Source organism: Paraburkholderia sacchari, from assembly GCF_000785435.2.
Lineage (GTDB): Bacteria > Pseudomonadota > Gammaproteobacteria > Burkholderiales > Burkholderiaceae > Paraburkholderia > Paraburkholderia sacchari.
In genome coordinates, this window is record NZ_JTDB02000012.1 from 1 (window position 1) to 11,660 (window position 11,660).

General features: G+C 59.9%; 13 protein-coding genes and 1 pseudogene. 11 read left to right on the forward strand and 3 right to left on the reverse strand.

The annotated features are described in order from the left end of the window. The 5 genes from NH14_RS33750 to tnpC (NH14_RS28775) form a co-directional block, all read left to right on the forward strand. On the forward strand, positions 1–233 hold a 233-nt coding region (locus NH14_RS33750), incomplete at its 5' end, for a hypothetical protein (protein WP_237179802.1). A 422-nt stretch (positions 234–655) separates the two neighbouring features. Further along, on the forward strand, positions 656–1,027 hold the full coding sequence (locus NH14_RS28760; protein ID WP_035534570.1) for a hypothetical protein: 372 nt from the start codon (positions 656–658) through the stop codon (positions 1,025–1,027). Positions 1,028–1,153: 126 nt separating this feature from the next. After that, the gene (locus NH14_RS28765; protein WP_052148604.1) at positions 1,154–1,651 is read left to right on the forward strand and encodes a transposase; all 498 of its coding nucleotides are present in this window, start codon (positions 1,154–1,156) and stop codon (positions 1,649–1,651) included. Next, positions 1,627–1,983 (forward strand): IS66 family insertion sequence element accessory protein TnpB, encoded by a 357-nt coding sequence (gene tnpB, locus NH14_RS28770; RefSeq protein ID WP_035534567.1) that lies wholly within the window; start codon positions 1,627–1,629, stop codon positions 1,981–1,983. Before NH14_RS28765 ends, tnpB (NH14_RS28770) begins: the two co-directional genes overlap by 25 nt. 30 nt (positions 1,984–2,013) lie before the next feature. Next, entirely contained in the window at positions 2,014–3,594 is a 1,581-nt protein-coding gene (gene tnpC / locus NH14_RS28775; protein ID WP_035534564.1) for an IS66 family transposase, read from the forward strand. Here the strand turns inward: tnpC (NH14_RS28775) and tnpC (NH14_RS28780) are convergent. From tnpC (NH14_RS28780) to tnpA, 3 genes and pseudogenes are all read right to left on the reverse strand, one after another. Beyond that, positions 3,523–5,182: pseudogene (tnpC, locus tag NH14_RS28780) on the reverse strand (IS66 family transposase). The gene tnpC (NH14_RS28775) and the pseudogene tnpC (NH14_RS28780) sit on opposite strands and share 72 nt — an antisense overlap. Positions 5,183–5,211: 29 nt before the next feature. Beyond that, on the reverse strand, positions 5,212–5,559 hold the full coding sequence (gene tnpB, locus NH14_RS28785; protein WP_035534561.1) for an IS66 family insertion sequence element accessory protein TnpB: 348 nt from the start codon (positions 5,557–5,559) through the stop codon (positions 5,212–5,214). Then, on the reverse strand, positions 5,556–5,969 hold the full coding sequence (tnpA, locus tag NH14_RS28790) for an IS66-like element accessory protein TnpA (RefSeq protein WP_244143512.1): 414 nt from the start codon (positions 5,967–5,969) through the stop codon (positions 5,556–5,558). The genes tnpB (NH14_RS28785) and tnpA overlap by 4 nt, the downstream gene beginning before the upstream one ends. Positions 5,970–5,990: 21 nt before the next feature. On the opposite strand from tnpA, the gene NH14_RS28795 reads away from it, so the two are divergent. The 6 genes from NH14_RS28795 (at position 5,991) to istB (ending at position 11,348) form a co-directional block, all read left to right on the forward strand. Continuing rightward, positions 5,991–6,518: a transposase gene (locus tag NH14_RS28795; RefSeq protein WP_035534558.1), complete on the forward strand. Its 528-nt coding sequence runs from the start codon at positions 5,991–5,993 to the stop codon at positions 6,516–6,518. Beyond that, entirely contained in the window at positions 6,494–6,847 is a 354-nt protein-coding gene (tnpB, locus tag NH14_RS28800) for an IS66 family insertion sequence element accessory protein TnpB (protein WP_035534556.1), read from the forward strand. The genes NH14_RS28795 and tnpB (NH14_RS28800) overlap by 25 nt, the downstream gene beginning before the upstream one ends. Before the next feature lie 32 nt (positions 6,848–6,879). Further along, complete coding sequence (tnpC, locus tag NH14_RS28805) at positions 6,880–8,460, forward strand: IS66 family transposase (RefSeq protein ID WP_035534552.1); 1,581 nt, start codon at positions 6,880–6,882, stop codon at positions 8,458–8,460. A 399-nt stretch (positions 8,461–8,859) separates the two neighbouring features. Next, positions 8,860–9,057 (forward strand): ATP-binding protein, encoded by a 198-nt coding sequence (locus NH14_RS33935; RefSeq protein ID WP_035534551.1) that lies wholly within the window; start codon positions 8,860–8,862, stop codon positions 9,055–9,057. A gap of 387 nt (positions 9,058–9,444) precedes the next feature. Next, entirely contained in the window at positions 9,445–10,512 is a 1,068-nt protein-coding gene (istA, locus tag NH14_RS28815; RefSeq protein WP_456238519.1) for an IS21 family transposase, read from the forward strand. Continuing rightward, on the forward strand, positions 10,509–11,348 hold the full coding sequence (gene istB / locus NH14_RS28820; protein ID WP_035534549.1) for an IS21-like element helper ATPase IstB: 840 nt from the start codon (positions 10,509–10,511) through the stop codon (positions 11,346–11,348). The genes istA and istB overlap by 4 nt, the downstream gene beginning before the upstream one ends. The last annotated feature ends 312 nt before the right edge of the window (positions 11,349–11,660 follow it).

Genomic DNA, 11,660 nt, shown 5'->3' on the forward strand with positions numbered 1-11,660 from the left:
AGGCGGACCTGTTGGTCGGTGATGCGGGTTCCAGACATGTGCTGACCGCTTCTTCTTTAAGAATCGATCAGCCATCCTATTGCCCCGCCGACGCAGCGCCGCCGGTGGTTCGTCGTCTCCAGCGGCTACGCCGCCTCCGACTCCTCACCACCGGCCAAAACAAACGTCAACGACCGGCCAAGCTAATTGTCGCCGCCCAGTGTTCCGGCAATCATGCCGGCAGCCGCGATTGAGGAAGGTTTTGCGACTGTCTAGAGAGCGTCAGGCAACTGGACCAGTCGACCGGGGGAATTGTCGGCGGGTAGGCGTCGGATAGTGGGCCATGCGGAAGTCCGGGCCACCCAATCCTGGGGGTAGCGGCGAGATCCGGTCTTATGCGCAGGAGAGCATAACGCCCGAATCGAGGCCGGGCTGACGAACCGGTATTACCGTCGGCGCGGCGCAGTTCGACGGTACCCTCGCCTACCGGCAAGCTACCCGCACGCTCGACGCTCCTTTTGCATCTTTTTCGCCAGATCGGTCGACGCCGCATCGTCGATAAGGTACGGGATGAGTCTGCTATGAAACGTTCCGCTCTGGAGGTATTTCGATCGTAAGCGTGTCATGACGGCCACCTTGCTTTAGCATTCGGTCTTCTGCTACGAGGACCAACCGCATGCCGCTTGAACCGCTTTTCGTTTCTAATCGGGTTGTTGCCATCATTGTCCCGAAGGCGCCGTTCGTCGCGTGGATCAACGCAGCGGACCCTGTTCCGGCGAACCCCACCGTCACACTCGCGGACGCACAGGAGGAGCCAACGGCCTTTCTGATCCCGACGAACGAAGCCGACGACCCGGACCAGCCTGGCAAGCGCTGGATTCAGCGTAGCTGGAAGGTGCTCTTCGAGCGGATGCTTGAGGACTGGTACACCGATCCGACACTGTGGCCGCGCAACCGGACCATCAAGATGTTCCGGGAGTGGTGCGAGATCCGCACTCACTCCATCGTTCTGGACTGCGGTGATACGCCGATTGAGTACGAGGACTGATCCAGATTCCACGGCAGAAGCGCGTCGATCTGGTTGATCGTATGCGGTCGAGGAACAACGTCCTTCCAATGAGTGGCTGAAGGTCTGAACCTAAGTGTCCGCGTGGACACATGCACTCAGACCGCAATGAACGAGAATCGAGACCTTCGCAGCAGGCTGGTCGTTGGCCAGAAAAGGGATGGCCGGCGCGAATTTAATGAGGATGCGGTACGGGAATTGGTCGCACTATGCCTGAAGCCGGGCGTGTCGATCGCGCGTGCGGCCATGGATCACGACGTCAACCCGAACCAGTTACGCCGGTGGATCGCGCGCTATCAGCATCAGATCCTGCACGATTCCCGGGAGCCAGACCCAATGGTAATCGATGGCGTCTCGATCGACATTCCTGCTCCGACGGTCAGAGGCCCCAGCAATGCAAGTACATTACCGGTGTTTGTTCCCGTCATCTCTGCGCCAGTGTCGCCGTCGACACCGTCTACTCCGGTTCCGTCGATCGCGCTTGCGCTGCATGTTCGGTTACCCAACGGTGTCGAACTCAACTTCGGCGAGACTAGCGTCGAAGAGATCACGACGATCATCGAGGTGCTCGGGAGGCTGGCGTGTTCCGGTTCGACGAAGGTCTGAACGTCTATCTGCATCGCGATCCCGTCGATTTCCGATACGGAATGAACAGCCTGTCGATTCTCGTGGAGCAGGCGATGGGCCTCAATCCGATGGATTCGTCGCTCTACGTGTTCACGAATCGGCGATGCGATCGTATCAAGATTTTAGGCTGGGATCACAACGGGTTCTGGCTATTGCTCAAGAGGCTCGAAGAGAAGGACCGCTTCGTCTGGCCCGACAGCAGCACCGGGGTCGTCACGCTGGACGTCGAGCGGTTGCAGTGGCTACTCAAGGGCGCTGACATAGCCGCGCTTCGGCGCCATCCGAAACGAGATTATTCTAGAGTGAGTTGAACACGACATTGGCGTGCCGGTCTAAGCGACATGCCGATCAACGTCACTCTCTCTGCCGACGAGCTCAAGGCACTCCTGGCGATGCGCGAGGAGCACGCAGCGCTTCAGCGGGAACGTGACGAGCTGCGCAGCACGCTGCGGCTCGTGACAGCGGAGCGTGACCTCGCGGAGGAGCGCTTGCGGGCTTACCGCCGCGAGTTGTTCGGCGCAACGAGTGAAGCGCGGGATTCTGATCAATACGGCTTGTTCAACGAAGCTGAAGCGCTCGGTGCGAACTCCACGCCGGCGCAGGAAGACACACCGGAAACGAAGGTTGGCGCGCACACTCGCAAGAAGCGTGGCCACCGCAAGCCGCTCGATCCCAGTCTGCCGCGCGATGTCGTGCGGCACGAACTGCCCGAAGCCGATCGCTTCTGCGCCAACGACGGTCACGCGCTTGTGGAGATCGGAGTTGAAACCAGCGAACAGCTCGACGTGATCCCGGAGCAGCTCCGCGTCATCCAGCACCAGCGCGTCAAGTATGCCTGCCCGTGCTGCGATCTTGGCATCAAGGTCACCCCAGCACCGCCGCGCATCATCCCGCGCGGACTCCTGAGCGAATCGGCGCTTGCGTGGATCGCTGCCGGCAAGTATCAGTTCGGTATGCCACTCTACCGTCAGGCCGGCCTGCTGCGACGCTTCGGCGGCGACATCTCATCGAACACCATCGCCGCGAGCATCGTCCGTGTCGGGCTCGCGACGCAACCTGTGATCAACCTGATGCGCGATGCGTTGCTCGATGCCGATCTGATCTACTGCGACGAGACGACATTCCAGGTCCTGAAGGAGAAGGGGCGCAAGCCACAAACAAAGAGCTATCTCTGGTCGCAGATGACCGGTTCGGGCACGCCGATCTGCTGCTTCACCTACACGCCCGGACGAGGTTCAAAGCTGGCTGACAAGCTGTTCGTCGGCGTGCGTGAAGGTGCGGCCCTGATGACCGACGGATACAAGCCCTACGACGGCATTGCCCAGCGTTACCAACTGGTGCACATCGGATGCTGGGTTCATTGCCGACGCTACTTCGTCAAGGCAGAGGACAATGTGCCCAAGGCAGCGCGCTCGCCCGATCTGCTCGCGACGCGCTTCATCAAGCTGATCGGAAAGTTGTTCGTTGCCGAGGCGCGTAGTGCGAAATGGAAAGCCGACAGGCGGCAGCGATTGCGACGACGGTACAGTGCACGCGTGCTCGACGCCATCCACAATCTGATGCACGAGCAATCGCCCGGTGTCGTGCCCAACAGCTTGCTCGGCAAGGCGCTAACCTACCTGCGCGAACAGTGGCCGAAGCTGATCCGCTACATCGAGAACGGCGACTGGCCCATATCGAACAATCCTTGCGAAAATTCCATTCGCCCCTTTGTAATAGGTCGCAAAGGCTGGATGTTCGCGGATACTGTAGATGGTGCTAACGCGAGCGCCAATCTGTATTCCCTGGTTGAAACGTGCAAAGCCAACGGCATCGACCCGTATCGTTACTTCACCTGGCTGTTCAAGCGGCTACCTCTGGCAAAGACCGTCGACGACTACGACGCGCTGCTTCCCTGGAAAATCCCTGCGGACCTTCGCTAACCCCACGCCGCGTTTAGACATGCAGCACTCCGCACATCCCCTCTGAGGGGCGTCGGTCGTGGATCGCATACGGTTGATCGGGTGATCCGCGATGCACCCGAGCACGTGGCGCAGATAGGCTTCAGGATCGACGCCATTGAGTTTCGCCGTTCCGATCAGGCTGTAAATTACAGCGGCGCGCTCACCGCCCGAGTCCGCACCGGCGAACAGGTAATTCCGGCGTCCGATGGCCACACCGCGCAGCGCGCGCTCGACCGCCAGGTTGTCGATTTCCAGTTGTCCATCATCGCAGTAGCGCGTGAGCGCCTCCCACCGGTTCAGGGCGTAGAGAATCGCCCGGCTCGTGTCGGACTTGCGCGAAAGCGTTTCAAGCATGGCGCTCAGCCACGCATGGAGTTGATCGAGCAGCGGTCGGGCATGGGCGTACCGATATGCGCGCCGCTCATCGGGCGGTTTGCCCCGGACCGCATCCTCGACCCGATACAACGCGCCGATGCGTTCGAGTGCTTCGGTGTTAAATGCGTTGTGTCGTGCAGCATGTAGTTCGTAGAACTGACGGCGTGCATGTGCCCATGCATGCTGCCTCAACAACGCGGCCTGTTTCGTAGATGGCCTGATAGCCGCCATACGCATCGGCCTGCAGGGTGCCGCCGAACGATTCAAGATGCTGCTGCGGATGAATGCCTTTACGGTCGGGGCTATACGCGAACCATACGGCAGGCGGCGTGATGTCGCCCGAGTTCCGGTCATCGCGTACGTACACCCATAGCCGCCCGGTTTTGGTCTGGCCGTTGCCCGGTGCCAGCACGGGCACTGGCGTATCGTCAGCATGCAGTTTCGTGGCTGCCATGACATGCCGGCGTAGTGCATCGACCAGCGGTTGCAGCAGCTTTGCGCCGTGACCGACCCACTTCGCCAGCAGCGAGCGATCCAGTTCAACACCAGCCCGCGCGTAAATCACCGACTGACGGTACAGCGGCAGGTGATCCGCGAACTTCGCGACCAGCACATGTGCGAGCAGGCCCGGACCTGCCAGACCGCGCTCGATCGGACGGCTAGGGGCGCTTGCCTGGGCGATGTGGTCGCAGCACGTGCAGACCAGTTTTGGCCGCACATGACGGATCACGCGGAAGCTTGCGGGTACGTATTCGAGCTGTTCGGCGACATCCTCGCTGAGTTGCTTCATCGCCGCCCCGCACGCTGTGCAGGTTTCTCCCGATTCCGGCAGATACGTCATCACCTCGCGCGGCAGATGTTCGGGCAGCAGTTTGCGACTGACCTGCTCCGGTGCGGTGCGTGGCGTCTTCGGAACTTCAATGGGCGCGGTGCCCTCATCGGTTTCGAGATCTTCCAGACGGAGTTCAAGCTGTTCGATCTGGCGGTCCAGCTTCTCGGAGCTTCGGCCGAATGCCATGCGGCGCAGCTTCGCGATCAGCAGCTTCAGGTGCTCGATCTCGACCTTTGCAGTGGCCACGACGGCTGCGTGCGATTCGACCACGTCTTCCAGATGATCGATGCGGGCATCGCGCTCGCGCAGCATCGCCTTGAGTGCTTCGATATCGTCAGGATAGGCGTTCGCCGAGTTCATTCCTGCAGTTTACGCGGACGCCGGGAGGTTTACAACGCAGAACTGGGCCCGGTTGTGCGAACGGGTTGCCGCCAGTCGATGCCCTCCAGCAGCATCGACAGTTGCGCCTGGCTCAGGCACACGACGCCGCCATCGGCGCGCGGCCAGACGAAGCGCCCGCGCTCCAGACGTTTCATCAACAGGCACATGCCGTCACCGCTCCACCACAGCACCTTGACCAGATCGCCGCGTCGGCCCCGGAACACGAACACGTGGCCACTGAACGGATCGCGCTCCAGCACGGTCTGGACCTTCGCGGCCAGGCTATTGAAGCCTGAGCGCATGTCGGTCACGCCGGCAGCCAGCCAGACGCGCGTGTGGCTGGGCAGACCGATCATGCCGCTGCTCCCGGCATACCGCGCAACATGCGCAGCACCAGCATCAAGGTACTCTCGTCAGGTGCGCCTTCAATACGCACCCGGGCGTTGCCGACACTGATTTCGATAGCCCCTGATGGCGCAGTGACCGGCGCTGGAATCGATGCCGGCGGTGCGACCTCGGTCGCTGGTGCATCGATCTTTACGGGAAGCAGATCAACGGGGTCGTATTCACCAGCGTGCAGCGCGCGGCGCCATTTGAACACCAGGTTCGTGTTCAGCCCGTGTTCCATCGCCAGGCGTGCGACCGAAACCCCGGGTTCGCTCGCCAGCCTGGCGATCTCGCGCCGGAATTCGAGCGGATGATTCGTAAGCGATCCATCTTTGACGTCTGGCAGTAAGCCGCAGGAGCGAGGAGCATAGGTGTCCACCTACTTTGGAGGTGGACACCTATGGCCGAAAAAGACTCCGAGTTGAAAGTGGTGCGTCAGAGCCGCGACGGACGGCGGCAGTACGACGAGAAAGGCAAGCGCGCACTCATCGAGGCGGCGCTGTGCTCAGGCGTGTCGGTTGCCCGTCTGGCGCAGGAGCATGGGGTGAACGCCAACCTGCTGCGCAAGTGGATCACGAAATACCTGCTGGAGCGTGAAAAAAACACCGCGCAGACACCGCAGGACACCATTGCCAGGGAGCTCGAGCTGTCACCGCCCGCAGGCGAGGTGATCGACAGCGTATCGGACGGACGCCCGGATTTGATCAAGCCGACGGCGCAGACTCCAGCACTTTCGCCATTCGTTCCCATCGTTGCGGTGCAATCGGTACTTCCAATGCCACCTGCGGTGCCGGTGATGGCGCTCGCGTTGCATGTGCGCCTGTCCAATGGTGTCGAGTTTGACATCGGGGACGCAAGCGTCGAGGAACTGACCACCGTAGTCCAGATGCTCGGGAGGATGCCGTGTTCCGCTTCGACGAAAACCTGAAGGTGTACTTGCACCGCGATCCTGTCGATTTCCGCTACGGCATGAACAGCCTCTCGATTCTCGTCGAGCAGGCCATGCATCTGAACCCGATGGATTCCTCTCTTTATATCTTCGGAAACCGCCGCCGTGACAGGGTCAAGATTATCGGCTGGGATGGAAGTGGTTTCTGGTTGATGACGAAACGCCTTGAAACAAGCCGTTTTATCTGGCCCGACAGGAAGACCGAAGTCGTGGCATTGACGTCGGCGTCGCTGCACGCGCTGCTCGATGGCGATGACATCACCGCGATCCACCGACATCCACGGGAGGAATATTTGCGTGTGAGCTGAACATGGGGCGGGCACGCATGGTCTAATCCGGCATGCCCGTCCAGATCACGATCTCCGCCGAGGAACTCAATGCGTTACTCGCCATGCGCGAGGCGTATGCTGCCCTTGAGCGCGAGCACGAGAAAACCCGCAGCATGCTGCGTCTGGTGAGCGCGGAGCGCGACCTGGCCGAGGAACGGCTGCGTGCCTATCGGCGTGAGCTGTTTGGCGCAAAGAGCGAAGCACGGGACTTGGAACAGTTCGGGCTGTTCAACGAAGCTGAGGCGCTTGGCGCGAATGCGGCACCCGCCCAGGAAGACACACCCGAAACGAAGGTCGGTGCGCATACACGCAAAAAGCGCGGCCACCGCAAGCCGCTTGACCCCAGTCTGCCCCGCGAGATCCGGCGGCACGAGCTTCCGGAAGCCGAGCGTTTCTGCAGCAACGACGGCCATGCGCTGGTCGAGTTCGGCGTGGAAATCAGCGAACAACTCGACGTGATTCCTGAGCAGCTACGCGTGATCCAGCATCAGCGGGTCAAGTATGCATGCCCGTGCTGTGATCTGGGCATCAAGGTGACCCCGGCGCCGCCGCGTATCATCCCACGAGGACTCCTGACCGAATCTGCACTTGCCTGGATTGCGGCGGGAAAATTCCAGTTTGGCATGCCGCTGTATCGTCAGGCTGGCCTGCTTCGCCGCTTCGGTGGTGATATCTCGTCAAATACGATCGCAGCCAGCATGGTTAAGGCCGGCCTCGCAACGCAGCCGGTGATCAACCTGATGCGCGACGCGCTGCTTGAGGCAGCGGTGATCCTCACTGACGAGACGACCTTCCAGGTTCTCAAGGAGAAAGGGCGCAAGCCACAGACAAAGAGCTACCTGTGGTGTCAGATGACGGGCACAGGAATCCCGATCTGTTGCTATACCTACACGCCAGGTCGTGGGGCGAAGCTGGCCGACAAGCTGTTCGCCGGCGTGCAGGAAGGTGCTGCGCTGATGACCGATGGCTACGAGGCTTATAACGGTATCGCCGAGCGGTACAAGCTCGTGCACCTTGGTTGCCTCGTTCACGCGAGACGTTACTTCGTCAAGGCAGAGGAAAATGTTCCCAAGGCAGCACGTACGCCAGATTTGCTCGCAACACGCTTCATCAAACTGTTTGGCAAGTTGTTTGCCGCCGAGGCACGCAGTAAAACGTGGAATGCAGGGCGGCGTCAGCGCCTGCGGCAACGCTATAGCGCCCGCGTACTCCAGGTCATCAAGGATCTCATGATTGAGCAGTCTCCGGGAGTGCTGCCCCAGAGCCTGCTCGGCAGGGCACTGACCTATCTACGTGAGCAGTGGCCGAAGCTTGTGCGTTACCTCGAGAACGGCGACTGGCCGGCATCGAACAATTTCTGTGAGAATTCGATTCGCCCGTTTGTCGTTGCACGCAAGGGCTTCCTGTTCGCAGATACGGTTGCCGGCGCACATGCCAGCGCAAATCTCTTTAGTCTCGTTGAAACCTGCAAGGCCAATGGTATCGATCCGTACCGTTACCTGACCTGGCTGTTCGAGCGCCTGCCTCTGGCAAAGACCGCCGAGGACTACGAGGCGCTCGTGCCTTGGCGGATGCCGTCCCCCCAGAACTGATTCGCAGCATATCCACTCCACGAATCAACGCGCCTGTCCACTACTCAAAGGGACGGCGATAATGGATCGCTTACGATGATTCGGTATGCCTTTGCGGCCAGTTCTCTTCGGTGCTTCTGTGTTCAAAGTAGTCCCCGCTACTCGATGTGGTGGGGACTACTCTGGCAACTTCTGATCAGACCGTCGAGACGGTACGCTGGACTCGCTTACTTTCGATCTCTAGCTGTTGTGATTGAGACGGCTCTCAACTTTCACTGCGAACTGGCGCAGCTGCAGTCACTTGGCCCGCAGTTGCCTGTGGTGCATCCGCCGAATGCTTTTGCGGGCAGGTTCCACCTGCCACTATGCAGGGACGGACCATGTCGCATAGGTTTCCACGATGCTTCGGAGGGGAAAAAGATGAGATTTGGTGCGGAGCGCTATTCGCATAGCTGTTCAAATCAAGCGTTTAAGCACTGGGCCGAGATCTTCCATCACGACAGCACACTGTCCTCCGCTCTGCTCGACCGCCTCCTACATCGTGCCGGGACTGTCGACATCGAAGGCGAAATCTACCGCATGAAAGATCAGAAAGGCACCGATCCCGCAACCCTGTGAACGCCTTCACCATGCTGAGTTTCACACCGTCCGTTTTCGACGAAATTCACGCCGCTGCTAACACGGATTGCGGTCTCGGTGAGGACACTGGAATCTCTCAGTTTGTAGCTGCCCAATTCGGCACGCCGAACAGGGCGATGCCACACACTCCATGCCTTTCAGTTAGACAACCCCGGTCACGCCCCGCGAAAGACGGGCACCGGGCACGAAGCCGTTCGTTGACCACACCCACTCGATTGTCAACCAATGGGCGGAACCCTTATGGGACAAGGCTTCCGTCAGTTCGCGTGACAATAATACCGCTGTCGCGCGCAGTTGTAGATTGATACAGCAACGCAGTTAGGAATTGATACACCTCGTTGTAGGGTTGCCCATTTTTGGCGGCCCGTGATCAGCTACGAGGAGTACATGGAAATCGAGATTCTGCGTCGCCAGGGAAACAGCCTCCGGGACATCGCTGTCGAGACCGGCATGGCAGTCAACACGGTTCGGAAGTATCTGGCATCGGGACCGCCGCAACGCAAGGCACGTCAGCCGGTACCGGGCAAACTTGCGCCGTTCAAGACGTATCTGCAGGGCCGAGTGGAAGCGGCAAAGCCCGACTGGATTCCAGCGACGGTGCTCAAGCGGGAGATCGAAGAACGAGGCTACACGGGCGGGTTACGCCGGGTGCAGGAGTATCTGCAGAAGCTTCGCCCCGCTGCACGCCCCGACCCGGTGGTCAGATTCGAGACTGAGCCGGGCCACCAGATGCAGATGGACTGGATCGAGTTTCGTAAGCCAGGGCACAAACTCGGGATGCTCGCCGCGTTCGTTGCGACGTTGGGTTACAGCCGCGTCAGCTACGCGGAGTTTGTCACCGACATGTGTATCGAAACGCTACTGGCTTGCCACGTGCGGGCATTCGAGGCATTTGGCGGCGTCACCAGAGAGATTGTGTACGACAACATGAAGACGGTGATCCTGAAGCGCGATGCGTATGGCAAGAAGCAGCACCGATATCATCCTGGCTTCGCTGACTTCGCCAAACACCACGGGTTCGTGCCTCGCATCTGCAAGCCATACCGCGCGAAGACGAAGGGCAAGGTTGAGCGTATGAACGGATATCTGCGCTACAGCTTCTGGGTCCCGTTGGTGTCGATGCTCAAACAGGCGGGGCTGACAGCGGACTGCGGTCTCTGCAATGAGCGCGTCAGGCTGTGGCTGCGCGACGTCGCCAACGTCCGCGTACACGGCACCACCAAACGCGTACCGGCCGAGGTATTGCTCGAAGAGCGACCACATCTCCTGCCTTTGCCAGCGCCATACGTGGGGCGCTCGGTTCGAACGGGTGCGACGCCACATCAGCAACCGAAGCCCGCGTCGAGGTACGCGACATCGGATTGGAACAGGCCGTTGCAGCACCCGTTATCCGTCTATGACGCGTTCAGCCGCGCACAGGAGGTTAGCGCGTGACACCACAACTCGAACGACTGACCGTGTTGTGCAAGCAACTCAACCTGCTGCACTTGCCTACGCAGATAGCGCATCTCGGCCAGATGGCCGCGAAACGTGAGCTCGGCTATCTCGACTTCCTCGAGCAGGCTTTGAAGGATGAAGCGATGGCACGCGCTGAGCGAATGCGCCGGACGCTGACGCGTCTTGCCGGCTTCCCGGCGATCAAGACGCTCGATGAATTCGATTTCGAGTTCGCGCTCGGTGTGCCGAAAGCACTGGTACTTGAACTCGGCAGCCTTGCGTTCGTCGAGCGTGCCGAGAATGTCGTGCTGCTCGGGCCCAGTGGAGTGGGCAAAACTCATCTTGCTGTGGCACTCGGATATCGAGCAACGCAAGCTGGGTTTCGCACCCGCTTCATCACTGCCGCCGATCTTCTGATGCAATTGACGACGGCTTTGCGGCGTAACCAACTCGAGGAAGCCATCAAGCGGGTCACCAAGCCCTACAAGCTGATGATTATCGACGAAATGGGCTACCTTCCGATGGATCGCGAGCAGGCGAATCTGTTGTTCCAGGTGGTGGCCAAACGATATGAGACCGGCAGCCTGATCCTGACGAGCAATTTACCGTTCGGCCAGTGGGACCAGACCTTCGCCGACGACGCCACGCTCACGGCGGCGCTTCTCGATCGGCTGCTTCATCACGCACATGTCGTACCGATCTCTGGCGACTCGTACAGACTGAAGGAGAAACGTCAGGCCGGCATGATCAACCGCGCCCCGCCGCCATACCTAAGCGATGCGGACGACGTCAAACGCAAACGCAATTCGAAGGAGGTCAGCGCCACCCAATAACCGCAGGAGCAGGTGTATCAAATTACGATTGCGTTTGCGTCCGAAACTGTATCAACTTGAGATTGCGTTTGACACCGCCAGCGATACCGAAAAATCCAGTCGGCAGTCGTCAGCTTTGAACAGACAGCATCGGAGAATTTAACATGCGCTTTCGTTAAAACATCGCGAATATCGGACATCCGAATGCGACTTCTGCAGAGATACCGTCATCGATACCGTAATCAACATTCCAACGCCATCCTAGCAAAGCTTGAAGAAACCACACTGCGGTCGCACCTTCGATCAGACAGCATAGAACGCGTGGCAGCCGTG

What these genes read in the sequence shown, in the direction of transcription:
- NH14_RS28760 (WP_035534570.1), top strand. Translation starts at nt 656, where the DNA reads ATGCCGCTTGAACCGCTTTTCGTTTCTAATCGGGTTGTTGCCATCATT.
- NH14_RS28765 (WP_052148604.1), top strand. Translation starts at nt 1,154, where the DNA reads ATGAACGAGAATCGAGACCTTCGCAGCAGGCTGGTCGTTGGCCAGAAA.
- tnpC (WP_035534564.1), top strand. Translation starts at nt 2,014, where the DNA reads ATGCCGATCAACGTCACTCTCTCTGCCGACGAGCTCAAGGCACTCCTG.
- tnpB (WP_035534561.1), bottom strand. Translation starts at nt 5,559, where the DNA reads ATGATCGGTCTGCCCAGCCACACGCGCGTCTGGCTGGCTGCCGGCGTG.
- NH14_RS28795 (WP_035534558.1), top strand. Translation starts at nt 5,991, where the DNA reads ATGGCCGAAAAAGACTCCGAGTTGAAAGTGGTGCGTCAGAGCCGCGAC.
- tnpC (WP_035534552.1), top strand. Translation starts at nt 6,880, where the DNA reads ATGCCCGTCCAGATCACGATCTCCGCCGAGGAACTCAATGCGTTACTC.
- NH14_RS33935 (WP_035534551.1), top strand. Translation starts at nt 8,860, where the DNA reads ATGAGATTTGGTGCGGAGCGCTATTCGCATAGCTGTTCAAATCAAGCG.